26 protein-coding genes are annotated in these 22656 nt (G+C 73.6%); 9 read left to right on the top strand and 17 right to left on the bottom strand.

Going from position 1 to position 22656, the window contains the following annotated elements:
* The first annotated feature begins 56 nt into the window (after window positions 1–56).
* Complete coding sequence (locus GJ743_RS04525) at window positions 57–683, top strand: hypothetical protein (protein WP_155050743.1); 627 nt, start codon at window positions 57–59, stop codon at window positions 681–683.
* A 22-nt stretch (window positions 684–705) separates the two neighbouring features.
* On the opposite strand, the gene GJ743_RS04520 is transcribed toward GJ743_RS04525, so the two are convergent.
* The 5 genes from GJ743_RS04520 to GJ743_RS04500 form a co-directional block, all read right to left on the bottom strand.
* Window positions 706–1002 (bottom strand): DUF503 domain-containing protein, encoded by a 297-nt coding sequence (locus tag GJ743_RS04520; RefSeq protein ID WP_155050742.1) that lies wholly within the window; start codon window positions 1000–1002, stop codon window positions 706–708.
* 239 nt (window positions 1003–1241) lie between these two features.
* Complete coding sequence (locus GJ743_RS04515; RefSeq protein WP_328288786.1) at window positions 1242–1592, bottom strand: SRPBCC family protein; 351 nt, start codon at window positions 1590–1592, stop codon at window positions 1242–1244.
* 270 nt (window positions 1593–1862) lie between these two features.
* Window positions 1863–2015 (bottom strand): hypothetical protein, encoded by a 153-nt coding sequence (locus tag GJ743_RS04510; protein ID WP_155050740.1) that lies wholly within the window; start codon window positions 2013–2015, stop codon window positions 1863–1865.
* A 223-nt stretch (window positions 2016–2238) separates the two neighbouring features.
* Complete coding sequence (locus GJ743_RS04505) at window positions 2239–2688, bottom strand: GNAT family N-acetyltransferase (protein ID WP_155050739.1); 450 nt, start codon at window positions 2686–2688, stop codon at window positions 2239–2241.
* Window positions 2689–2716: 28 nt separating this feature from the next.
* The gene (locus tag GJ743_RS04500; protein WP_155050738.1) at window positions 2717–3208 is read right to left on the bottom strand and encodes a DUF6326 family protein; all 492 of its coding nucleotides are present in this window, start codon (window positions 3206–3208) and stop codon (window positions 2717–2719) included.
* Between the two features lie 165 nt (window positions 3209–3373).
* On the opposite strand from GJ743_RS04500, the gene GJ743_RS04495 reads away from it, so the two are divergent.
* A complete protein-coding gene (locus GJ743_RS04495; RefSeq protein ID WP_328288785.1) occupies window positions 3374–4048 on the top strand; it encodes a TetR/AcrR family transcriptional regulator in 675 nt (224 codons plus the stop codon).
* Window positions 4049–4134: 86 nt separating this feature from the next.
* Here the strand turns inward: GJ743_RS04495 and GJ743_RS04490 are convergent, their stop codons facing one another.
* From GJ743_RS04490 to GJ743_RS04480, 3 genes are read right to left on the bottom strand one after another with little or no spacing between them, the layout of a single operon-like run.
* Window positions 4135–4392, bottom strand: a complete 258-nt coding sequence (locus tag GJ743_RS04490) for a DUF6510 family protein (RefSeq protein ID WP_155050736.1) — start codon at window positions 4390–4392, stop codon at window positions 4135–4137.
* Window positions 4392–5186 carry a ferredoxin reductase gene (locus GJ743_RS04485; protein WP_328288784.1) on the bottom strand — a complete coding sequence of 265 codons (795 nt, stop codon included), beginning with the start codon at window positions 5184–5186 and terminating at the stop codon, window positions 4392–4394. Before GJ743_RS04485 ends, GJ743_RS04490 begins: the two co-directional genes overlap by 1 nt.
* The gene (locus GJ743_RS04480; protein ID WP_155050735.1) at window positions 5183–5776 is read right to left on the bottom strand and encodes a sulfite oxidase-like oxidoreductase; all 594 of its coding nucleotides are present in this window, start codon (window positions 5774–5776) and stop codon (window positions 5183–5185) included. The genes GJ743_RS04485 and GJ743_RS04480 overlap by 4 nt, the downstream gene beginning before the upstream one ends.
* A gap of 127 nt (window positions 5777–5903) precedes the next feature.
* On the opposite strand from GJ743_RS04480, the gene moaA reads away from it, so the two are divergent.
* Together moaA and GJ743_RS04470 are read left to right on the top strand one after the other, a co-directional pair.
* Window positions 5904–6968, top strand: coding sequence for a GTP 3',8-cyclase MoaA (gene moaA / locus GJ743_RS04475; protein WP_155050734.1), 1065 nt, complete (start codon window positions 5904–5906; stop codon window positions 6966–6968).
* Complete coding sequence (locus GJ743_RS04470; protein ID WP_328288783.1) at window positions 6961–7254, top strand: MoaD/ThiS family protein; 294 nt, start codon at window positions 6961–6963, stop codon at window positions 7252–7254. Before moaA ends, GJ743_RS04470 begins: the two co-directional genes overlap by 8 nt.
* A gap of 25 nt (window positions 7255–7279) precedes the next feature.
* Here the strand turns inward: GJ743_RS04470 and GJ743_RS04465 are convergent, their stop codons facing one another.
* From GJ743_RS04465 to GJ743_RS04440, 6 genes are all read right to left on the bottom strand, one after another.
* Window positions 7280–7483, bottom strand: a complete 204-nt coding sequence (locus GJ743_RS04465) for a hypothetical protein (protein WP_155050733.1) — start codon at window positions 7481–7483, stop codon at window positions 7280–7282.
* A gap of 192 nt (window positions 7484–7675) precedes the next feature.
* Window positions 7676–10279: an ATP-binding protein gene (locus GJ743_RS04460; RefSeq protein ID WP_155050732.1), complete on the bottom strand. Its 2604-nt coding sequence runs from the start codon at window positions 10277–10279 to the stop codon at window positions 7676–7678.
* 52 nt (window positions 10280–10331) lie between these two features.
* Window positions 10332–10778 carry a molybdenum cofactor biosynthesis protein MoaE gene (locus GJ743_RS04455; protein WP_155050731.1) on the bottom strand — a complete coding sequence of 149 codons (447 nt, stop codon included), beginning with the start codon at window positions 10776–10778 and terminating at the stop codon, window positions 10332–10334.
* Window positions 10771–11856: a bifunctional molybdenum cofactor biosynthesis protein MoaC/MoaB gene (gene moaCB / locus GJ743_RS04450; RefSeq protein WP_155050730.1), complete on the bottom strand. Its 1086-nt coding sequence runs from the start codon at window positions 11854–11856 to the stop codon at window positions 10771–10773. The genes GJ743_RS04455 and moaCB overlap by 8 nt, the downstream gene beginning before the upstream one ends.
* Entirely contained in the window at window positions 11853–13049 is a 1197-nt protein-coding gene (locus GJ743_RS04445) for a molybdopterin molybdotransferase MoeA (RefSeq protein WP_155050729.1), read from the bottom strand. The genes moaCB and GJ743_RS04445 overlap by 4 nt, the downstream gene beginning before the upstream one ends.
* Entirely contained in the window at window positions 13049–14206 is a 1158-nt protein-coding gene (locus GJ743_RS04440) for a ThiF family adenylyltransferase (RefSeq protein ID WP_196216916.1), read from the bottom strand. The genes GJ743_RS04445 and GJ743_RS04440 overlap by 1 nt, the downstream gene beginning before the upstream one ends.
* A 189-nt stretch (window positions 14207–14395) precedes the next feature.
* Between GJ743_RS04440 and GJ743_RS04435 the strand changes: the two genes are divergently transcribed.
* The 5 genes from GJ743_RS04435 to GJ743_RS04415 all read left to right on the top strand — a co-directional run bounded on the left by GJ743_RS04435 (window position 14396) and on the right by GJ743_RS04415 (window position 18092).
* Complete coding sequence (locus GJ743_RS04435) at window positions 14396–15052, top strand: GNAT family N-acetyltransferase (protein ID WP_155050727.1); 657 nt, start codon at window positions 14396–14398, stop codon at window positions 15050–15052.
* Between the two features lie 103 nt (window positions 15053–15155).
* Window positions 15156–15572: a TOBE domain-containing protein gene (locus GJ743_RS04430; protein WP_155050726.1), complete on the top strand. Its 417-nt coding sequence runs from the start codon at window positions 15156–15158 to the stop codon at window positions 15570–15572.
* Entirely contained in the window at window positions 15569–16444 is an 876-nt protein-coding gene (modA, locus tag GJ743_RS04425) for a molybdate ABC transporter substrate-binding protein (protein WP_328288782.1), read from the top strand. The genes GJ743_RS04430 and modA overlap by 4 nt, the downstream gene beginning before the upstream one ends.
* A complete protein-coding gene (locus GJ743_RS04420; RefSeq protein ID WP_376861977.1) occupies window positions 16441–17289 on the top strand; it encodes an ABC transporter permease in 849 nt (282 codons plus the stop codon). The genes modA and GJ743_RS04420 overlap by 4 nt, the downstream gene beginning before the upstream one ends.
* Window positions 17286–18092, top strand: coding sequence for an ABC transporter ATP-binding protein (locus GJ743_RS04415; RefSeq protein WP_155050725.1), 807 nt, complete (start codon window positions 17286–17288; stop codon window positions 18090–18092). Before GJ743_RS04420 ends, GJ743_RS04415 begins: the two co-directional genes overlap by 4 nt.
* A 35-nt stretch (window positions 18093–18127) precedes the next feature.
* Here the strand turns inward: GJ743_RS04415 and GJ743_RS04410 are convergent, their stop codons facing one another.
* From GJ743_RS04410 to GJ743_RS04400, 3 genes are all read right to left on the bottom strand, one after another.
* Window positions 18128–18610, bottom strand: coding sequence for a SixA phosphatase family protein (locus GJ743_RS04410; RefSeq protein ID WP_155050724.1), 483 nt, complete (start codon window positions 18608–18610; stop codon window positions 18128–18130).
* Window positions 18611–18704: 94 nt separating this feature from the next.
* Window positions 18705–19700 carry an arginase family protein gene (locus GJ743_RS04405; protein ID WP_155050723.1) on the bottom strand — a complete coding sequence of 332 codons (996 nt, stop codon included), beginning with the start codon at window positions 19698–19700 and terminating at the stop codon, window positions 18705–18707.
* A 41-nt stretch (window positions 19701–19741) separates the two neighbouring features.
* The gene (locus GJ743_RS04400; protein ID WP_155050722.1) at window positions 19742–22648 is read right to left on the bottom strand and encodes a cation-translocating P-type ATPase; all 2907 of its coding nucleotides are present in this window, start codon (window positions 22646–22648) and stop codon (window positions 19742–19744) included.
* Between the last annotated feature and the right edge of the window lie 8 nt (window positions 22649–22656).

The raw sequence follows: 22656 nt of genomic DNA, 5'->3' as shown, positions 1-22656 counted from the left end.
TGCGCCCGCTTCGGGAGGAGCATGGACACGGGTGAGTCTCACCGGAGGTGGGAATCATGGAGGTCGCCATCGAGCGGGCCGTCGATGCGGAGCAGGTGCGCATCTGGGCCGGCCTGCAGGGGTTCGTCAGCCTCGCGGCGTTGATCGCGCTCGCGCTGTTCTTCCTGCTCGCGACGCCGTTCTCGACGCCGCAGTCGCGGTGGTCGTGGCTCGGCCCGGTGAACGACTGGCTGGCGGTCATCGGTGCCGTGCCGTGGATCGTCGCGATGGTGCTGCTCGCCAGGTACGTCGCGGCCGGCCCGTGGATGTGGGCGCTCACGGTGGCCGCATGCGTCGGCGCCGCGGCGATCGCGATCGTCACGCTGTTCATGCTGGCCGGGGTGGCGGGCCTGCAGCTGCAGGCGATCGTGTCGCTCGGCGCAACGGTCGTGGCGTTCGCCTGGGCGGCCTTCGCCGGGAGCCTCGCGCAGGACGCGGGGCTCGTTCCGGGCTGGATCGCGACGCTCGCCGTCGCCATGGTCGTCGCGCTCGTGGTGGGCGGGATCCTCGGCGTGGTCGGGTACGCGACCGGAGCCGGATCGAGCGTGCAGGCGACGCTCTACGTCGTCGCGGGAGTGGTCGGCGGCCTGGCGTGGCTGGCGTTCCCGGTCTGGTGGATCGGCGTCGCGTCGACGCTCAGGTGAGGCGGCGCGGGGCGCCACCGGATCAGTCGTCGTCGCTGCGCCGCAGTCCGCGTCGCGCGGACAGGAGGGTGAATTCCGGGCGCGCTGCGACGAGCCGCTCGGCGCGGTCGAGCACATCGTTCGCGTGGCCGGCGTCACCGGCGACCACGCCCAGCCCGATGACCCCGCGCCGATGCAGGTCGTGCTCGCCGACTTCGGCGACGGATGCCTCGGTCGCGCGCCGCAGCTCGGCGATGACCGGGCGGAGCACGCTCCGCTTCTCCTTGAGCGAATGCACGTCGCCGAGCAGGAGATCGAACTCGATCCACGCGATCCACATCCGGCCAGTGTGGCACGGTCATGCCGTCGCACCGGCGCGCCGATGCCTTCGCTCGAGCGTTCCACTTGGCGGGCGGGGTGTCGTCAGTATTGGCGGGGTGTTGGGGATCGTGCACCCGCAAATGGTGACGACAACTTCGCTGCGGGACCGTCTCGGCGCGGGACCGACAAGGCATACCTGGGCCTCGATGAGTGCCCCCTGTCCACTCCGCACCGTGACCGGTGTCTGATCCTGAGCGATCAGTCCGTTGCCGCGATGTGAGCGTTGCGCTTCTCGATGAGACGTCGCAGGTAGGGCCCGATCACCAGTTCCGCCATCGTGCCGAGCAGTCCGAGTGGTGCGTCGAACTTCACGCGATCGATCATGAGCGTGCCGGACCCGTCCGGTCGGAATTCGTGCACGTGCCGGAACGAGCGAAACGGGCCACGCACCTGCTCGTCGACGAAGTACTCCGGTTCCGTCATCGCGGTGATGCGGCTGGTCATGCTGATCGGCACCCCGAAATGCCATGCCCGCCAGGTGACCTCTTCGCCTTCGCCGATCAGTCCGGCCGTGACACCGGCGATCGCGCGCTCGCGCGATGCGGACATGGACGCCATGTGAAGGTCGATGCTCCGAGAGCGATCGAATGTCTCCCGCGCGCCGACGGGCACGTGCGTCTCGCACTCGAACTCGACAGTCACGACCACCAGTGTCCCACCGCGATGTTGTTGCTCGGAGATACGGTGAGGGATCCCGTCAGGACTGGCGTTTGCGGCTACGGACCCACATGGCCAGAGCCACGACCCCTGCCACGGCGACTGCAGCGCCTCCGAAGGCCAAGCTGTTCCACACGACGAACGAATCCACGCTCGACGGTCTCACGCGCCGAGCGCGAAGGCAACGATCGTCGCCTCAGCGTGCGAGGCGTCCGCGGCGTGATCCAACCCCTGGGAGTTCCGACGGTCCCGGGGTGTCAGGATCCGAGCGAGCCCGCCCACAGCGATCCCGACTACGACGATGACGATCTCCATCGATGCTCCGTTCGGCTTTCGGTCAAGCTCGCACCGCAATCGCGCTGAGGGATCGGCTCTTCGGATGGGGAGAAAGGTGGTTCAGTTCTCCTTTTCTCCCTGATCGCGTTCAGTGATCTGATCGACGATTCCGAGGGCAGCCCGTCCATCTCGGTCCAGGTGGAAGAGTGAACCGCGCAAGCCGTTCGACGGGGTCGTTCGGGTCGGCCGCTCGTCGGAAGCCTCAGGGCGTCAATGACTTCTCGTAGCAGCGCACATCCGGGTCGTCCTTCCAGTAGCCGTAGCAGGGAATGGGTGAATAGCCCGAGCGGCTGTACAGGGCCATCGCCTCGGGTTGAGCCAGGCCGGTCTCCAGTCGCAGGACCCGCACGCCGCGGGCCGCAGCGATCACTTCCGCTCGCTCGAGCAGCAACCGGCTGAGCCCTCGGCCGCGCGCGGCCGGCGCGACGAACATCCGCTTGATCTCCGCGAAGTCCCGGTGGAGCGACACCAGAACGCACCCCACCGGACGGCCGTGATCCATGACCACGACGGCCGGACTGTCGGGCGACGCGCCCGGTCCTGGATCGGTCTCGTCGTAGCGAGCCATCACCTCGGCCTCCTGCTCCGCCACGAGCTCACGCACGCGCGGATCGGACGCCACGGTCTCCTCGAGCACGACCCCGGATTCCATCTCGGAATCGTATCCACCGATGTTCAGGTCATGCAGTCGGGCGAGGTGCTTCGACATCGCGGCGTGCCCGACTCCCCGGGGCGGCAGTGGTACGGGACCACATCCAGGCGGAGCGCAGGATGAACGCCAGGAGCAGCAATTCGAGTCCGATGGAGAGGCCGTAGAAGGCGGCCCAGTCCCAGGTCTCGCCGACCGCGTTGAACGCCGTGACGGGGATGTACAGCGATGCCACGACGAGGTTCGTGGCGCGGTTCAGCCGGGCGGGGAGCGTCATGGAGAGCATCACCATCAGGGCCGGGATCGAGACCAACGCGAGGAACGCGGTCAGCAGCGGCGGGCTGACGTCGAACTCGAAGACGACGCCCGCGAGGATGCCGTCCATGGTGCCGGGCCGGTACAGGTGGAGGTAGTCCACGTAGAGGTAGAGGAACATGAAGCTCGTCCACGCGGCGGCGAGCTTGGCCTGCACCGGGATGGGCGGGGTGTCGAGCGGGTTCGGGGTGTTCGTTCGGTCGGTCATCGGTGCGTCCTTTCGAGATGAGCGGTCCGTCCGCCGGAGCGGCGGCGGGCCGGGCGTGCGAGCGAACGGGCCGCATGACTCCCGCTGGTTCGTACACCGTACGTCGTACGCTGTACTATCGCTCGTACGCTGTACGATTGTCAAGCCGTTCGAGCGAGGAGAGCCGTGTCTGCGAGGGAACATCGCCAGGTCGCCTCAGGCGCGGCCCTGAGCAAGCAGCTGGTGGTGATCGAGGCGATCCGGCTGGCCGACCGCGAGGGCGCCGAGGGGATGAGCATGCGCCAGCTCGCTCGCACGCTCGGCGCGGGGGCGATGTCGCTCTACCACTACGTGGCGAACAAGGAGGAGTTGCTGGACGCGATGGTCGACGTCGTGTTCGACGAGATCGAGCTCCCCCGCGAAGGGTCCGACTGGCAGTCGGAGATGCGACGCCGGGCGGCATCCGCTCGACAGGTGCTCGCACGCCATCCGTGGGCGATCGGCCTGATGGAGTCGCGGACCTCACCTGGACCCGCGAACCTCCGCCATCACGAAGCGGTCCTCGCCTGCCTGCGAACGGCCGGCTTCACGGTCTCGATGGCGACGCACGCCAACTGGTTGCTCGACAGCTACGTCTACGGTTTCGCCCTGCAGGAAGCCAGCCTGCCGTTCGACACCGTGGATGAGTTCGCGGACATCACTGAGGACGTCTACCTGCCCCAGCTCCCGCCTGAGGAGTTCCCCCACCTCAAGGAATCCGCCGGAGCGCTCGTCACGGCCGGCTTCGACCCGGCGGACGAGTTCATCTTCGGTCTCGACCTCATACTCGCCGCCCTCGAACCCCTCCGAGCCGCCGCGTAACGACGCGCACAGCGCGGGCCTCACGATGCGACGGCCCCGGTTCGGCTAAAGGCCTCGCCCGGCGAAGACGCGACCGGCAGCACCAGCTAGCGGCGCACCTCGATCGCGGTCACACCGCCGAAGTCGATCCACGCCCGCTCGCCCGTGTCGACGAGCACCGCGAGCACGTGGTCGCACGTCGAGCACCGCACGACCGTGCCCGCGCCGCTGATGTAGACCATCGCCCGGGCGAGCTCCGCGACCGTGCCGCATGCGCGACAACGGCCGGTCGCCATCGTGACATCGAACGAGAAGAAGTCGGCGAGCGGTCCGGCGATCGCGTTGCCGTCGACGTGGCCGGTCATCAGGTGCCTCCGAATCGCTCGGTGCGGATGTCTCGGGGGTCGTGCCCGAGCTCGATGAGCCATGAGGCGACCCGCTCGACGAAGCCCGTCGAGCCGCAGACGAACACGACGGGTCGATCGGCGGCCGGGATCACCGCCGCCTCGAGCTGCTCGCGCGTGATCCGGCCGGGTGGTGCCGACCAGCCGTCGGGCGCACGCCGGGAGTAGACGAAATCGAGCCGGAAGGGTGCCTGCGCCGCCGAGAGCGCCGCCAGTTCGTCGGCGAAGTACACGTCATCGGGCGTGCGCACCGCGTACAGCATCCGGAACGGCGTCGGATCGTCGGCATTCGCATGCGCCTGCGCCATCGCGAACAACGGCACGATGCCCGACCCGCCCGCGATGAGCTGCACCGGGCGCGCAGCGCCGCCGTTCGCCTCCGGCCGCCACACGAAGAACGCGCCGAGCGGCCCGTGCACCTCGAGCATGTCCCCGGCGCGCACCGCCTCGACGAGGAACGGCGACACCTCCCCGTCGGGCAGTTCGTCGACCGCGAGCACGACCCGCGAGCCGTCGCCCGACGACGCGATCGAGTACGACCGCGTCGCCGTGTAACCGTCCTCGGCGGTCAGCCGCACGTCGAGGTGCTGCCCGGCCGCGTTGCCGGGCCATCCGTCGACGTCGAGTTCGAGCCGGGCGGCGCTCGGCGTCTCGCGCCTGGTGCGAGAGACGGTCGCGACGTGCCAGCCCGCGCGCGGCACGGTCGGCGCCGTCGGCACGGCCGACGCCGTCGGCACGGTGGGCGAATCGCTCACCAGTACCGCTCCTCCTTCCACGGGTCGCCCCGCAGGTGGTACCCGTTCTGCTCCCAGAAGCCGGGCTCGTCGTCCTCCATCATCACGAGGCCGCGTACCCACTTCGCGCTCTTCCAGAAGTAGAGGTGCGGCACGAGCAGCCTGGCCGGGCCGCCGTGCTCGGGGTCGAGCGGTTCGCCGTCGAACTCGAACGCGATCCACGCCTTGCCGTCGAGCAGGTCGTCGAGCGGCACATTCGTCGTGTAGCCGCCGTAGCTGTGCGCCATCGTGTACGCGTAGTCGGTGTCGACGCCCTCGAACAGCGTGTCGAGGGCGACCCCGCGCCATCCGGTGCCCAGCTTCGACCAGTGCGTGACGCAGTGGATGTCGGTCGTGACGTCTTCGATCGGCAGGGCCATCAACTGGTCCCAGTTCCACGAGTGCTGCGCGCCCGACTCGGTGCGGATCGTGAACTCCCAGTCGGCGGTGTCGATGTCGGGTGTCGGGCCCGCCGACAGCACCGGGAAGTCGCCGACGAGCGTCTGTCCTGGCGGTAGTCGGTCGTCCCGTTCACGCCCGCGACCGGTGAATCCCCTGGTGATGAACGACATGGCGCCCCCTCCCCGACGGTCTCACGATAGTGAGGCGAGGGGCGGATGTCACCGGGTAGGCGGGTTCGTCACCTTCACGAAACGTCCCACCGGCCCCGCCCGCCGATCCGGTGCGTAGGGTTGGTGCATGGCTGCCATCGCGCTCGGCATCCCGGCCGTCCGCCGGGGCGGCGGCGTGCCGTCGATCGAGGGCAGGCCGGATGTCCCGGGGCTCGTCGACCGCTTCGGCCGGGTGGCGCACGACCTCCGCATCTCGATCACCTCGGCGTGCTCGCTGCGCTGCACGTACTGCATGCCGGCCGAGGGCCTGCCCGTCATCCCGCGCGACGAACTCCTCTCCGCCGACGAAATCGGCCGGCTCGTCGGCATCGCGGTGCGCGACCTCGGCGTCCGCGAGGTGCGCTTCACCGGCGGCGAGCCCCTCACGCGGGGCGACCTCGTCGAGATCATCCGCCGCAGTGCCGAGGCCGCACCCGGCACGCCGCTCGCGCTCACGACGAACGGCATCGGCCTCGACAAGCGCGCAGAGGCGCTCCGCGACGCGGGGCTCACGCGCGTCAACGTCTCGCTCGACACGCTCGACCGCGAGCACTTCGCCCGGCTGACCAGGCGCGACCGCCTCCCCGCCGTGCTGGCCGGGATCGCGGGCGCGCACCGCGCCGGCCTCGGGCCGCTGAAGGTCAACGCCGTGCTCATGCAGCAGACCCTGCATGATGCGCCCGAGCTGCTCGCCTGGGCGATCGAGCACGGGTGCCGACTTCGCTTCATCGAGCAGATGCCGCTCGACGCCGACGAGGCGTGGCGCCGCGAGAACATGGTCGACGCCGACGAACTGCTCGGCGTGCTCGGTGCGCGCTTCGCGCTGACGCCCGTCGGCCGCGAGGACCCGGCGGCGCCGGCCGAGGAGTGGCTCGTCGACGGCGGCCCGGCGACCGTCGGCATCATCGCGTCGGTGACGCGCCCGTTCTGCGGGGCGTGCGACCGGACCCGGCTCACAGCGGAGGGGTCCGTGCGCTCGTGCCTGTTCGGCGACGACGAGACCGACCTGCGCGGCCTGCTCCGCGGGGGCGCGGGCGACGACGAGATCGCCGACGTGTGGCGGGCGGCGATGTGGGCGAAGAAGGCCGGGCACGGGATCGACGACGTCGACTTCGTCCGCCCGCTCCGGACGATGGGAGGCATCGGTGGCTGAGACGGCGACGACGGCGACGACCGGCACGACGAGCACGACGACCGTGCTCGTGCGCTACTTCGCCGCGGCCGCCGAGGCCGCGGGGGCCGAGGAGGAGCGCCTGGAGCTGAACAGCGACGCGGCGACGGTCGGCACGCTCCGCGACCTGCTCGTCGACCGGTACGGCGCCCTGATGGCCCGCGTGGTCGCGAACGGCTCGTTCCTCGTCGACGGCGTCGTGCGTCGCGACCCCGAGACGCGCATCGGCGCGCAGGTCGACGTGCTCCCGCCGTTCGCCGGCGGCTGAGCCGCGACATCCGCCGCGGTCGCGCTCAGTGGACGTGCGAGAAGCGCGCCGACGTTCGTGCGTCGTCTCGCAGCCGGGCCGCCTCGAGCCGAAGCGCATGGAGTTCGGCCGCCGACGGTTGCGCGGCGCGGCGACGCTCGCGTCGCGCCGCAACCGCGGCGACCAGTCGGCGCAGGGTTCCGGCGAGCCCGGTGTGGATGGCCGGCGTAGCGCCGATCGCCGTGTTCATGGTGTCCCCCTCGGATCGGTTCCCGACGCTGCGGGAAGCTGATCCCAGTCCACCGCCCACCGCCGGCCCGGTCATCGGCGACGACTACCGATATCGGGACCGGTCGCTACCGATACCGAGGTCGGCTCGCACACCGATGCCGGCTCGCGCACCGATGCCGGCTCGCGCACCGGCGCCGGCTCGCGCCCGGCGTCACCGAGCCGAGTCGCCCGCTTCGACGTCGAGGATGCCGCGTTCCTCCGCCACCCGCGCTGCTTCCTGCCTCGTGGCCACGCCGAGCTTGCCGAGCACCGCCGCCACGTGACTGTCGACCGTGCGCACCGAGACGACGAGTCGCCCGGCGATCTCGGCGTTGGTCAGCCCCTCGACGAGGAGGCGCAGCACGTCGACCTGGCGATCGGTCAGGCCCTCCGGGTTGCTCCGCGTGCCGACGGATGGCCCGCGCGGGATGCTCCGCACGCCGCGCGCGCGCAGGTCGGCCCGGACCTGCCGGGCGAGCGGCTCGGCGCCGATCCGATCCAGGATCGTGAGCGACTCGAGGAGGTCCGACTCGTCCGGGCTCTCGGCGAGCGCACGGGCCTCGTGGTACGGGCAGCCCAACTCGCGCCAGAGGGCCGCGGACGCCCGGGGATCGCCGCGCGCCTGCAGGGCGAACGGATGCCGGTCCGCGGCGGGCACCGCGACCGGCCGCCCGGCGCGTCCGAGCAGGTACGCCAGCTCCATGTCGAGCCCGTGCGCCCGCCGCTCGATCGCCTCCGCGTACAGCTCCGAGGCGAGCGATCCGGCCGTGTCGAGGTCGCCTCGGAGGAGCGCCTGCTCGACCCGGGCGATCCCGACCGGGCCGCGCCGCTGGAACTCCCCGATGCGGTCGGCGATCGCCTGCGCCTCGGCGAGCGCCTCATCAGCTCCGTCGTCGCCACGACGCAGGTGCACGAGCCCGGCGACCGTCATCGCGGCGCAGCGCGCGTGCGGCAGGTCCACCGAGACGTCGACGGTCGCGAGGGCGGCGTCCCAGTGCGCCCTCGCGAGCTCGAGCCGCGACTGCTCGACCCGGTGATAGGCCGCGATCGCGATGAACTCCGAGCGCTCGGCGGCCTCGAGCGCGATCGGGAGCAACTCCTTGGCGCGGTCCAGCCGGTACTCGTCGAGGCTCACCCAGATGAGGTTCACGTAGGCCCGTGAGGCGTTCTCGACGTCGTCGACGGCCATCGCGATCTCCGCCGCCTCGGCGAGCTCCGCGAGTCCCGCGTCGTCGCCGAGTTGGGCGATCGCGGTGCCGTGGTTGTTCAGCGCATGCGAGAGCACGCCCGCGTCGCCGGTCTCGCGTGCGATGGCGATGGCCTTCGCGGAGAGGTCGCGTGCGCGATCCAGGTCGTGGACGAGCAGCGCGAGCTGCGCCTCGTTGCTCAGCGCGAACGCGAGCATCGTGCGGTCGCCCGCCTCGGCGAGCACCGCGGACGCCTCGGCGGCGGCGGCCTCGGCGCCCGCCCGGCGCCCGGTCAGCCAGTCGAACCGGGACTGCCAGCGCAGGCTCGCGCCCAGGGCGACCGGGTCGCCGAGTCGCCGCCGAAGCGCGATGGTCTCGACCTGGCGATCGGATGCCTCGGTGGTCGCGCCGATCGTGTACGACTCGATCGCGTACCGCTCCACGATCTCGACCAATCGGTCCGGCGGGAAGCGATCGGCGTGCTCGAGCGCCGAGCGCAGGTGCGCGACCGCCTGGCGATGCGCGCCGGATGCCACGGCCTCGGCCGCCGCCCGTGGCGCCCACTCCACGATCGCGTCGACGTCTCCGGCCTCGACCGCGTGGTGCGCGATCCGGGCGGCGTCGTCGACGCCCGCGTCGAGCAGCGCGGCCAGGGCGCGGGCCTCCAATTCGATCCGGCGCGATGCCGGGAGGCCGTCGACGATCGCCCGCCGAGTGAGCTCGTGGCGGAACTGGGCCCCCTCCGGCCTGACGCTGAGCAGGCCGGCTTCCTCCGCCGCGCGGAGGGCGCCGGGGCCGCCCGGGACGAGAGCCGTGAGCAGCGCGCCGTCCACGGCCGATGGGACGATCGCGAGCTGCTCGAGGTCGTCCTGGACGCGAGCGTCCAGCCGCCGCAGCCGGCCGAGGACCGCATCGACCACCGTCGGCGGGACCGACTCGGCGTCGGCCGAGGCGATGATCTCGCTCACGAAGTACGGATTGCCCCGGGTGAGCTCGAAGACCCGGTCGACCGGGATGTGCCGGCCGTCGGTCAGCGTCTCGACCGCGCCGACCGAGAGCCGTTCGAGCGCCAGTCGCTCGACGCGCTCGCCGTGCCCGAGGTCGCCGAGGAGCGTGCCGAGCGGATGACCCCGATCGAGTTCGTCGCGGTAGGTGAGCACCAGTGCGGCGGGCACGCGATCGATCCGGCGGCCGAGGAACCGGATGACGTCGAGCGTGGCCTCGTCGGCCCAGTGCACGTCCTCGAGCACGACCACGGTGCCCGGATGCGCGTCGAGCTCGTCCTGCAGGGCACCGAGCACCTCCTCGCGGTCGCCGCCCCGCAAGGCGGTCCGCAGCGCGTCTCCCACATCCGGCGCGAGGTCGCGCAGTGGGCCCAGCGTGCGCGGCGTGCTCATCGCATCGCACGCCCCGACGAGCACTCGGCTCCCCGCGGGCGGGTCCGCTCGCAGCGCCTCGACGAGGCTCGACTTGCCGATGCCGGCCTCGCCGTGCACGAGCACGATCCGGCCCCGACCCTCGCGCGCGTCGCGCGCGGCGGCGCGGAGACCTGCCATCTCCGGAGCGCGCTCGAGCAGGCCCGTCGCCATGCCCCGATCGTGCCCCGAGGCCGTCAGTGACGCAAGCGTCGGCCGCGAGGCGTCAGAGGTTCACCCATTCGCTCGTGCCCTCGGCGAGGTGCTGCCGCTTCCAGATCGGGGTGCGCTCCTTGATGCGGTCGACGAGCAGCGCGCACGCGGCGAACGCCTCGGCGCGGTGGGGGGCGGCGACGGATGCCACGAGGGCGACGTCGCCGATCGCGAGCGCGCCGACGCGGTGTGCCGCGGCGACCGCGAGGCCGGTCTCGCGGGCGACCTCGATGCACGTCTCGCGCAGGAACCGTTCCGCGTCGGGGTGAGCGGAGTAGTCGAGGGCCGAGACGGTCTCACCGTGGTCGTGGTCGCGGATCACGCCCTCGAAGGTGACCAGCGCGCCGTCTCGTCGCGAGAGCACGAAGGCCTCGACGGCAGCGCGATCGAGGGGCGCGTCGGTGACCATGGCGTAGACGTCCGGGTCCGCACCGCGGGCGACCCTTCCGGGATCAGGCATGCGGCGCTCCCCCGTGCTCCATGCGCTCCGACTCGCCGACGGGTTCGTCGCCGACGGCGCCGACCATCGGGCGCCCGGTGTGGTCGCCGCCGGCGACCTGGTCGACGAGGTGCGGCAGCAGTTCGTCGAGCACGGCGAGCCCGTCGGCGACGCCGCCGCGTGAGCCGGGCAGGTTGACCACGATCGTCCGGCCCGCCACCCCGGCGAGCGCCCGGCTGAGCGCCGCCGTCGGGGTCGCCGCGCGCCCGGCCGCACGGATCGCCTCGGCGACGCCGGGCAGCTCGCGATCCAGGACCGCGAGGGTCGCCTCCGGCGTCCGGTCGGTCGGGCTGACGCCCGTGCCGCCCGTGGTGAAGACCACGGCCGGCTGCTCGTCGACGGCGGCGCGGAGCGCCTCGGCGATGTCGGCGTCGGCGACCACGCGCGGCGCGGCCGCGTCGAATCCGCGCGAGCCGAGCCATCCGGCGATCACCGGACCGGTCGTGTCGTCGGCGGTCCCGGCGGCGGCGCGGGTCGAGGCGACGAGCACGATCGCGCGGCGCGCGCCCGCGGCATCCGTCGCCGACTGCTCGGTCTCGGGGCCCGCGGCCGATGCCTCGCCGCCGGCGCCATCCGCCCGCCACACGCCGCGCTTGCCACCGCGCTTCTCGACGAGACGGATGCCGCCGAGCACCGCCGCCGGGTCGACGGCCTTGACCATGTCGTGCAGCGTGAGCCCGGCGACGGCGACGGCCGTGAGGGCCTCCATCTCGACGCCCGTGCGGCCGGTGGTCGACGCCGTCGCGCGGATCGTGACGGCGGCCTCCTCGAAGCCGAAGTCGATCGAGACCGCGTCGAGCGGGACGATGTGGGCCAGCGGGATCAGCTCGCTCGTACGCTTGGCCGCCGAGATCCCGGCGATGCGCGCCGTCGGCAGCACGTCGGCCTTCTTCAGCCCGTCGGACTGGACGAGCCCGACGACCTGGGCGGTCGTGTCGAGCCGGCCCTCGGCGATCGCGACCCGACGCGTCACGGGCTTGCCGCCGACGTCGACCATCCGCGCGCGGCCGTCGTCGTCGAGGTGCGTGAGCTCGCTCATAGGACCACGGTATCGACCTCGTCGCCGGCCGCCAGCGCCGCGACGTCCTCGGGGATCACGATGAGCAGCTCGGATGCCGCGAGCGCGGCGACCAGGTGCGAGCCCGGCCCGCCGACGGGCAGGGCCCGGCCGGCGTCGGTCGCTCGGCCGCGCAGGAACTGCCGCTTCCCGGGAACGGACGAGATGCCCTCGGCGAGCGGCATCCGCTCGGTTCGCGCGGGCGGCAGGCCCGCGATCGCGCGGAGCGACGGCGCGACGAACAGAGCGAACGAGAGTTGGGCGCTGACCGGATTGCCGGGGAACCCGATGAGCGGCACGCCGCGGTAGACGCCCGTCGCCTGCGGCCCGCCGGGCTGCATCGCCACCGAGCCGACCCACGCGCCGAGCGGCTCGATGAACTCGCGGACGACCTCGTAGGCGCCCTTCGAGATGCCCCCGCTCGTGAGGATGAGCTCGGCGCCCGCGTCGACGGCCGCATCGAGTTCGGCGCGGAGCGCCGCCACGTCGTCGCGCACGCGCCCGCTGTGCACGACGGCGGCGCCGCACGCGTCGACGCCCGCACGCAGCGCGACCCCGTTCGCATCGGGCAACTCGCCGGGCCCGAGCGGCGTGCCCGGCTCGACGAGCTCGCTGCCCGTGCTCACCACGGCGACGCGCACGCGCTCGCGGACGAGCAGCTCGGTGAGTCCCGAGGCCGCGGCCGCGGCGAGGTGGCGCGGCGCGAGGCGGATGCCGGGCGGAAGCACGTCGTCGCCGGCCGCGAGGTCGGACCCGGCCTCGCGCACGAACTCGCCCGCGGCCCGCGCCCGGAGGACGCGGACCGACCCGCCGCCGTCGACCGGCTCCGTGTCCTCGACCGGAACGACCGCGTCGGCGCCGTCGGGCACCGGCGCGCCGGTCATGATCCGGACGACGGTGCCCGCGGCGAGCGGCGCGGGCGCACCGGGCGCCGCGGCGGACTCGCCGACGACGGGCAGCTCGACTGGAGCGGCCGCGACATCCGCCGCCCGCACCGCCAGCCCGTCCATCTGCGAGTTCCGGAACGGCGGCAGCGCGATCGGCGACTCGACCGGCGAGGCCGTGATGCGGCCGAGCGCCTCGCCCACCGCGACGCGCTCGGTCGGCCGGGCGCCGAGCGGGGCGAGCAGGGATCGCGCGAACCGGACGTGCTCGTCGAACGGGATCCGCGTCATCAGTACCTCGTCAGGTCGGGGTCCACGGCGACCGACCACGCGTCGATGCCGCCGATGAGGTTGCGCACGTCGGCGAACCCTGCGGCCGCGAGGTGCTCGGCCGCCAATCGCGACCGCACGCCGAGGTGGCAGTACACGACGACGGATACCGCGGGGTCGAGCTCGCCCGTCCGGGCGCCGAGCTCGTGCAACGGGATCAGCGTCGAACCCGCGATCCCGACCAGGTCGGCCTCCCACGGTTCGCGCACGTCGAGCAGGAGCGGCGGTCGGTCGGAGGCGAGTTCCGCCGCGAGCGCGACGGCGTCGACCTCGCCGACGACGGCGGATGCCGCGCGGCCGGGATGCGCCGACGCGGGAGCCGACACCGCAGCCGTCGCCGGCGCCGCAACCGGGGCCGATGCGGCGGACACCCGCGGTTCGGCCCGGACGGGCGCGCCCTCCGCCCGCGCGTACACGATCTCGCGCGTGCGCCCGGTGAGCGCGTCGTAGACGGCCGCGCGCCCGAGCATCGGTTCGCCGATGCCGGTGAGCAGCTTCAGCGCCTCGCCGGCCATGAGCCCGCCGGTCACGGTGCACACGGTGGGCAGGATGCCGTCGACCTCGCAACTGAGGCCCGCGTCGGCCGGGGGCTCTGGGAAGAGGTCGCGGTACGAGACGCCGCGCGCCTCCCACGACACCCCGACCTGGCCGGAGAACCGCGCCGCCGAGCCCCAGACGAGCGGGATCCCGGCGCGCGCGGCCGCGTCGTCGGCGACGTACCGGGTGAGGATGTCGTCGGTGCCGTCGACCACGAGGTCGGCGTCGGCGAGCAGGTCGTCGGCGTCGCCGGCGTCGAACCGCGCGCGCACCCCGTGCACGGTCGCGTCAGGTGCGAGGAGCAGGGCGGCATCCGTCGCGGAAGCGACCTTCGCCCGGCCCACGTCGGCGTCGTGGTGGAGCGTCTGGCGGTGCAGGTTCGTGGGTTCGATCACGTCGTCGTCGACGATCGTGAGGCGCCCGACGCCCGCTGCGGCGAGCGCCGGGATCACGGCGCTGCCGAGGCCACCCGCGCCGAGCACGACGACGTGGGCCTGGGCGAGTCGCCGCTGGCCGGCCGCGCCCATGCCGGGGAGCACGCGCTGTCGCGCGAACCGCGGCGAATAGGGATCGATGGGCATGGGTCGATTCTCGCAGCCGGGGTAGGCCATCGGGGCGGCACAGGCAATCCCTGTCGTCCTCACAGGATCGCCGCCTACCGTCGTATCCCGACCGTGCCGGCGGGGTGCCGCGGTCCCCCCCGTCGGCAGCCGACCCGATTCGGTCTTGCGCGGCGAGGACGAATGCGGGAGCGTGATGAGGGGGCCTCGATGAGCCGCACGACAGGAGCACCGCCCGGTGCCGGGCGAGACGGGTCGACCGACGTGGTGCGCCTGCTCCGAGACCTCGTCCCGCAGCGGCCGCGGTTCCTGCGCGGGCCGCGGATCCCGGACGGCGTGCGCTCACCCGTCATCGTCACCGAACGCCTCCGGCTGCGCCCGCATCGGTTGGCCGACGCCGACGCCTGGTACGAGCTGCAGTCCGACCCGGCCGTGGTCGAGCATCTCTCGTGGCCGCTGCGCACCCGCGCCGAGTCGTTCGTGCACCTCTTCCATCGCACGCACCACACCCGGCTCGAGCAGCGCGACGACTTCCTCGCCCTGGCCGTCCTGCTGGACGACCAGCTCATCGGCGACGCGTCGCTGCACCTGCGCACGCTCGAACCGGGCGCCCGACGGCTCGAGGTCGGCTGGGTCATCGGCCCGCGCTGGCAGGGCAAGGGGTATGCCGGCGAGGCGGGCCTGGCGATGCTCGGGTTGGCCTTCGACGACCTCAAGGGGTCGGTGGCCGAGGCGCACATGACGGTCGGCAACACCGCCTCGAAGGCGCTCGCCGAGCGGCTCGGCTTCGAGGAGACCCGCAACGACGGCACCACGCGCGTGATGGCCATCGATGCGGAGCGGTACCGGGCGCTGCACGGCCACTGAGTCGCGGCCGGGCGGAGTCGCGACGCCGACGGCGGCACTGGCTGGATCGCCTCCGCATCCGCGGGTATCCTCGCCATATGGCGACGCATCTGCGGGTGACACCATGAACTCGTTCCGCATCAGCGAGGCCGCCGCCCTGCTCGGCGTGAGCGACGACACGGTCCGGCGCTGGGCCGATGCCGGCCGCCTCGAACTCGAACGCGGTCCGAACGGCATGCGCATGGTCGCCGGCACCGAGCTCGTGCGGCTCCTCGGCGAGGAATCGGGCGGCGGCGCGCTCGCGCAGGCGTTCCCCCTCGCGCGGGCATCGACGCGCAACCGTTTCGTCGGCCTCGTCACCGCCGTGGAACGCGACGGCGTGATGGCCCAGGTCGAGCTGCGGGCGGGCCCCTTCCGCATCGTGTCGCTCATGAGCCGCGAGGCCGCGGACGAACTCGGGCTCGAGCCCGGCGTGCTCGCCGCGGCGAGCGCGAAGGCGACCGTCGTCTCGATCGAGCTGCCGAGCGGCGGCGACGCGTGAGCCGAGGCACCAGACGGGCCGGGCGGCGGATGCTCCGCCCGCGCGTCGCACAGGTCGCCGGCGTCGCACGGTTCGCGCTCGCCGTCGCGGGGATCGGCGTGCTCGCGGCGTGCGCGAGCGGCCAGGGCGGCGGCGCCGGTGGCGGCCCCGCTGACCCCGAAGCCGGCGGCACGGGTGCGCCGAGCGCCGACTCCCTCGAGTCCGGCACGGTCACGGTGTTCGCGGCCGCGTCGCTCACCGAGGCCTTCGAGGAGCTCGCCGGCCGATTCGAGGCCCGGCACCCCGAGGTCGACGTCGTGCTCAACTTGGGCGGCAGTGCCGCGCTCGCCGAGCAGGTCGTCGCCGGCGCCCCGGCCGACGTGTTCGCCGCCGCGGCCGAGGCACCGATGGCCACCGTCGTCGACGCCGGGCTCGCCGATGCCACCACGGTCTTCGCGACGAACACCCTCGAGCTCGTCGTCCCCGCCGGCAATCCCGCCGGGATCAGCGGGCTCGACGACCTGGCGCGCCCGGAACTCCGGATCGCCCTGTGCGACCCGACCGTGCCCTGCGGCGCCGCCGCCGCGACGCTGCTCGATGAGGCGGGGATCGAGGCCGCGCCCGACACGCTCGAATCCGACGTGAAGGCCGTGCTCACGAAGGTCTCGCTCGACGAGGTCGACGCGGGCCTCGTGTACCGGACCGACGTGCGATCGGCCGGCGACGCGGTCGAGGGCATCGAGGTGCCCGCCGCGGCATCCGTCGTCAACCGGTACCCGATCGCCGCGCTCGCGGACGCGCCGCACCCGCACGCGGCCGCCGCGTTCGCGGCGTTCGTCACGGGTGCGGAGGGGCGCCAGGTGCTCGACGGGCACGGGTTCGGCGCGCCGTGACCACGCGGCCGGCGTCGCCGAGCGCGCCCCGTCGCGGGCTCGGGCGCTCGCACGGCGGACTCGCGTGGCCGGTCGCCGTGCTCGCCGTCATCGCACTCGCGGTGCTCGTGCTGCCGCTCGTCGCGCTCGTCGTGCGCGCGCCGTGGGGCGAACTCGGCGACCTGCTCACGCGCCGGTCCGTGCTGGAGGCGCTCGTGCTCTCGCTCGGCACGGCGATCGTCGCCACGGGCGTGTGCCTCGTGCTCGGCGTGCCGCTCGCCGCCCTCCTCGCGCGCGCGGCCGCGTGGCCGAGCCCCGCGCGGCGGCTGCTCCGGGCGGCCGTGACCGTGCCGCTCGTGCTGCCGCCCGTCGTCGGCGGGATCGCGCTGCTGCTCCTGCTCGGCCGGCGCGGGCTCCTCGGCGGGCTGCTGGAGGACCTGTTCGGCATCACCGTGCCGTTCACGACCGGCGCCGTCGTCATCGCGCAGGTGTTCGTCGCGCTGCCGTTCCTCGTCTTCGCGGTCGAGGGCGCGCTGCGCTCGACCGACCGGCGCACCGAACTCGCGGCCGCGACCCTCGGCGCGTCGCGCTGGCAGGTGTTCCGTCACGTCACGCTCCCGCTCGTCGCGCCCGGCGTCGCCGCGGGGGCCGTGCTCTGCTTCACGCGCGCGCTCGGCGAGTTCGGCGCGACGATCACGTTCGCGGGCTCGCTGCCGGGCGTCACGCGGACGCTCCCGATCGCGAGCTACCTCGCGATGCAGACGGACCCCGACGAGGCGATCGCCCTCGCCCTGCTGCTGCTCGCGGTGTCCGTCGGGGTGCTGCTGCTCCTGCGGGACCGGTGGCTGCCGGGGGTGCGCGGATGACGCGCGCCGACCGGCCGTCGTCGGCAGAGCCACCCCCGGGAGCCCCGCAGCCCGAGCGGCGCGGGCGGCGCGAGCCCGCCGCGGACCGGCCCGCGCTGCACGCCGACGTGACGATCACGCGCGGCACGCACCGCGTCGAGGCGGCGTTCGACGCGGTGCCGGGGCATCCGCTCGCCGTCATCGGGCCGAACGGCGCCGGCAAGTCGACGCTGCTCGCCGCGATCGCCGGGCTCGTGCCGATCGACTCGGGCTCCGTGCGCATCGGCGACCGCGACGTCGACCGCCTCCCGCCCGAGCGGCGACGGATCGGGGTGCTGTTCCAGGACTACGTGCTCTTCCCGCACCTCACGGTCCGCGACAACGTCGCGTTCGCCGCGCGCATGCGCGGGTCTCGGCACGCGGCCCGCGCGGCCGCCGAACCGTGGCTCGAGCGCTACGGCCTCGTACCGCTCGCCGACCGGCTGCCCGCCGAGCTCTCGGGCGGGCAGGCGCAGCGCGTCGCGCTCGCCCGGGCGCTCGCCGCCGAGCCGGAGGTGCTCCTCCTCGACGAGCCGATGTCGGCGCTCGACGTCGAACTCCGGCACGAGATGCGTGCTGAGCTGGCCCGGCACGTGCGCGAGTTCGGGGGCGCGACGGTCGTGGTCACCCACAGCAGGGCGGATGCCGCGGCGCTCGCCGACCGCGTGCTCGTGCTCGAGGACGGCCGGGTGACGCAACGGGGCACGCTCGCCGAGCTCGGCGCGGCGCCCGCGACGGCGTACGTGCGGCGGATGCTCGCGACCCCGGACGACGACGAGCGCTGAGCGCTCGGGCCCCACCCGATCGCCGCGCGACAGGATCAGTGCGGCGTGTCGAGGTGCACCGCGACCGCGTCGGCGTCGGCGAGCTCCGACCACGACCACACCGCGAACCGGAACTCCGCGACGGCGCACGTCGGCATGTGCTCGATCTCGCCGGACAGGCGGTACGCGAGGTCGGACATGCCCGGATCGTGCGCCACGACCATGACGGTGCCGGCCTCCTCGCCGAGCTCGGCGACGACGTCGAGGATCGTGTCGGGTCCGGCGCCGTAGAGCCGCTCGTCGAGGAGCAGCGCCTCCGCGGGAAGGTCGAGCTCGGCCGCCATCGCCTCCGCCGTAGTCCGAGCGCGCACGGCCGTACTGGCCCGGATCGCGTCGGGTACGACCCCTCGCTCGCGGAGCCGCCTCGCCATCTCGGGGGCATCGCGCCGGCCGCGGTCGTTCAGCGGCCGGTCGTGGTCGGCGAGCGTCGGATCGCCCCACGCCGACTTCGCGTGGCGCACGAGCACGAGGGTCTTCATGGGGCCGAGTCTGCCACCGCGAGCGGGGCGCGGCGAGGGGGGCGCGGTCGCTCCTGTGGCGGCCGAGCGCGGTCGCAGCGCGAGGCGGGCCCGGCTACTCCGCGTCGACCACCACCGGCTCCGCGGGGCCGGGCACGAGTCGCGTCGCCACGCCCGCGGCGAACTCGAGCACGCAGAGCGCGGCGAGGCGCACGGTGCGTCCGTCGGCGGCGTCGGCGGTCGCGTCGATCTCGACGAGGTCGGCGCTGCGAACGCGGGGGTCGGATGCCGCGGCGCGGACGAGCGCGCGGAGCTCCCACGCCGCGAGTCCCCCGGGCACCGACGCGGGGCACGCGGGCACGACCGAGCGGTCGCACGCGTCGACGTCGACGTCGAGGTGGACGGGTCCGCCGGCGGCGCCCGCGATCTCGAGCGCCTCGGCCATGGCCAGGTGCGGGAGGCGGTGGTGCAACTCGTTCCGGTGGATCACGGTGATCCCGAGGTCGGCGGCGCGGCGCGCGTAGGCGGCCGAGTTCGCGAAGTCCTGGATGCCGATCTGCACGATGCGGCTCGGGTCGAGCCCGGCCTCGATGAGGCGGCGCACGGGCGAGCCGTTCGAGACGCCGTCGCGCAGGTCGTAGTGCGCGTCGATCGTGACGAGCCCGGCGGTCGCGAGGTCGGTGCCCCAGGCCCCGAGCGCGGTGGCGAACGTGACCGAGTTGTCGCCGCCGAGCGCGACGAGGGCCTCGGACGCGGCGAGCACCTCGCCGACGCGGGCACGCGTGCGCGCCTCGCCGGCCTCGCCGTCGGGCTCCTCGACGTCGCCCGCGTCGACGAGCGTCAGCTCGCCGAGATCCGTCCCACCCGCGAGCGGGAAGTTCAGCGGGTCCCGCGAGCGGTCGGGCACGAGTGCCGGGCTGTAGCGCCGCAGCGCGGCGCGGATCGCGGCGGGCGTCGCGTGCGCCGCCGTGGGAGACAGCGACGTGCGCCACGCGGGCACGCCGACGATCGCGAGCGCGGCGCGCGCGCCATCCGCCATCGTCTCGAACGCGGGCCAGTCGCCGGCTCGCGGCCAGAGCGGATCGTGCGAGAGTGCGGCTGCCTCGGTCATGCTGCAGACGATAGCGACGACGGATGCCGCCGGCCCACGGTTCAGCGTCGGCGGGTGTCTGCGATCCCGGACGCACGCGCCCCGGCGCTCGCGTCCGCCGACCCGGCACCGGAGTCGCGCGCCGCACGCCGACGCGCGACCGCGCGGATGCCGAGCTTGCGCAGTTCCTCCACCCACAGCACCGACGACGCCATCGCCACGCACACCGCCCAGTGCGCGGCATCGAGCGGTGCCGTGCCGAACGCGACCTGCAGCGGCGCCCACGACACGACCGCGACCTGGAGCACCACGGCGAGTGCGACCGCGCCCCACAGCCAGCGGTTCGCGAAGACCGCCCGGAACGCGCTCGAGGTCGCCGACCGAGCGTTGAACGCGGTGAAGAGCCCCGCGAACACGAGGGTCGTGAACCCGGCCGTGCGCGCGGTCTCGAACGTGTCGGTGCCGCCGGGGATCAGCCCGCCGGGCAGGAAGGCGTCCATCGTGAGCAGGGTCGCGATCGCGATCACGACGCCCGTCGTCGCGATGCCGACCCACATGCCGAGGTCGATCGCGCGGTCGTGCAGGCCGCGCGGCGGCCGCGCCATCACGTCGTCGACCTCGGGGTCGACGCCCATCGCGAGTGCGGGCCCCGAATCGGTGACGAGGTTGATCCAGAGGATCTGGGTCGCGAGGAGCGGCAGCACGACGGCCTCATCGGAGGCCCCGGCGAAGCCGAGCGCCCCCGCGAACACGACGCCGAGGAACACCGTGAGCACCTCGCCCATGTTCGAGTAGAGGAGGTAGCGCAGGAACTTCCGAATGTTGTCGAAGATCACCCGGCCCTCGCGGACGGCGTGCACGATGGTCGCGAAGTCGTCGTCGGCGAGCACCATCTTCGCCGCCTCCTTCGTGACCTCGGTGCCCGTGATGCCCATCGCGATGCCGATGTCGGCCGACTTCAGGGCGGGCGCGTCGTTCACGCCGTCGCCCGTCATCGCGACGATGAGCCCCTCGGCCTGCAACGCGTCGACGATGCGGAGCTTGTGCTCGGGCGCGACGCGCGCGAACACCGACACCGTCCGCACCGCGTCGCGGAGCTGCCGCTCGTCCATGCCGTCGAGGCGCGCGCCCGGGAGCGCGATGCCGTCCTCGCCGATGATCCCGAGGTCGCGCGCGATCCGTGCGGCCGTCGCCGGGTGGTCGCCGGTGATCATGACGACGCGGATGCCGGCGGCGCGCGCCTCGGCGATCGCGGGTCGCACCTCGGGGCGCGGCGGGTCGATGATGCCCACGACCCCCGCGTAGACGAGGTCCTCCTCGGCGATCTCGTCGGGCCCCGCGGCATCCGTCGGCACCGTGCCGGCCGGGAGCCCGACCGCGAGCTCGGGCGCCGGGCGATAGGCGACCGCGAGCGTGCGGAAGGCCTCCTCCGAGAGCGCCTCGATCTCGGCGAGCGCATGGGCGCGACGCACCGGGTCGAGCGGCACGATCCGGTCGCCGACCTGCAGGCGTGTGCAGTGCTGCAGGAGCACGTCGGGCGCGCCCTTGCTGAGCACGACGACGTCGCCGCCCTCGTGGCGGTGCGCGGTCGACATCATCTTGCGCTCCGAGCTGAACGGCACCTCGCCCACGCGGCCGTAGCGGGCCGCCTCCTCGGCCGTGCCCTCGACCTTCCGTGCGGCGACGAGGAACGCCGCCTCGGTCGGGTCGCCCTCGATCTCCCACACCCCGTCGTGCTCGGCGAGCTGGGCGTCGTTGACGAGCGACCCTGCGCCGAGCACGAGCTGCGCCTCGGTGCGGAGCGGCCCGTCGCCGAGCTCCCGCCCCTTCGAGGTCGCGGCGCCCACCGGGGCGTAGCCGACGCCCGCGAGGTCGACGACGCCCGAAGCCGTCACGACGCGCTGGATCGTCATCTGGTTCGTCGTCAGCGTGCCGGTCTTGTCGGTGCAGATGACGGATGCCGACCCGAGGGTCTCCACGCTCGAGAGCTGCTTGACCACGGCGTTGCGGCGCGCCATCCGCTGCACGCCGAGCGCGAGCACGAGCGACATGATCGCCGGGAGGCCCTCTGGCACGGCCGCCACCGCGAGCGAGACGCCGAGCAGCAGCACGGTCACGAACCCGGCGGCCGTGTCGACGCCCTGCACGATCGTCACCGTCAGCATCACGACGATCGCGATCGCGACGACGATGCGACCGAGCATGCGGCCGAGGTGCGCGACCTCGACCTGCAGCGGCGTGGGTTCCTCGACCGTCTCGTCGAGCATGGTCGCGATCGCGCCCATCTCGGTCGCCATGCCCGTCTCGGTCACGATCGCGCGCCCGGTGCCGCGGCTGACCGCGGTGCCCGCGAACACCATGTCGCGCCGGTCGCCGAGCGGCACGCGCTGCCCGAGCGTCGCCGGGTCCTTCTCGACGGGCACGCTCTCGCCCGTGAGGGATGCCTCGGCCACACGCAGCGCGTTCGCCCGCACGAGCCTCGCGTCGGCGCCGACCCGGTCGCCCTCGGCGAGCGCGAGCACGTCGCCGGGCACCAGGGCGTCGCTCGTCACGGTCCGGAGCTCGCCGTCGCGCAGCACCGTCGAATGGGCGCGCGTCATCACGGCGAGCGCCGCGACGGCCTTCTCGGCCCGCGACTCCTGCACCAGCCCGAGCACGGCGTTCAGCACGATGATCGCGACGATCACGAGCGCGTCGATCGGCCAGCCGTGCGCCCCCTCGACGATCCACGCGACGACCGACACGACGACCGCGGCGAGGAGGAGCAGGATGAGCGGGTCCGCGAGCTGCGCGACCGCCCGGCGCCACAGCGGCACCCGCCTGGCGGGCCTGAGCTCGTTGGGCCCATGGGTGCGGAGCCGCTCATCCGCCTCGGCCGCGTCGAGCCCGGTGTCGGGGTCGACGCTCAGCCGTCCCGCGACCTCGACCGGATCCTCGCAGGCCGGATCGAAGTCGCGGGGGGTCGCCATGGGTCCAT

The sequence above is a fragment of the Agromyces bracchium genome (genome assembly GCF_009709675.1).
GTDB classification, from domain to species: Bacteria; Actinomycetota; Actinomycetes; order Actinomycetales; family Microbacteriaceae; genus Agromyces; species Agromyces bracchium.
This window is presented reverse-complemented; position numbering and strand designations above follow the sequence as displayed.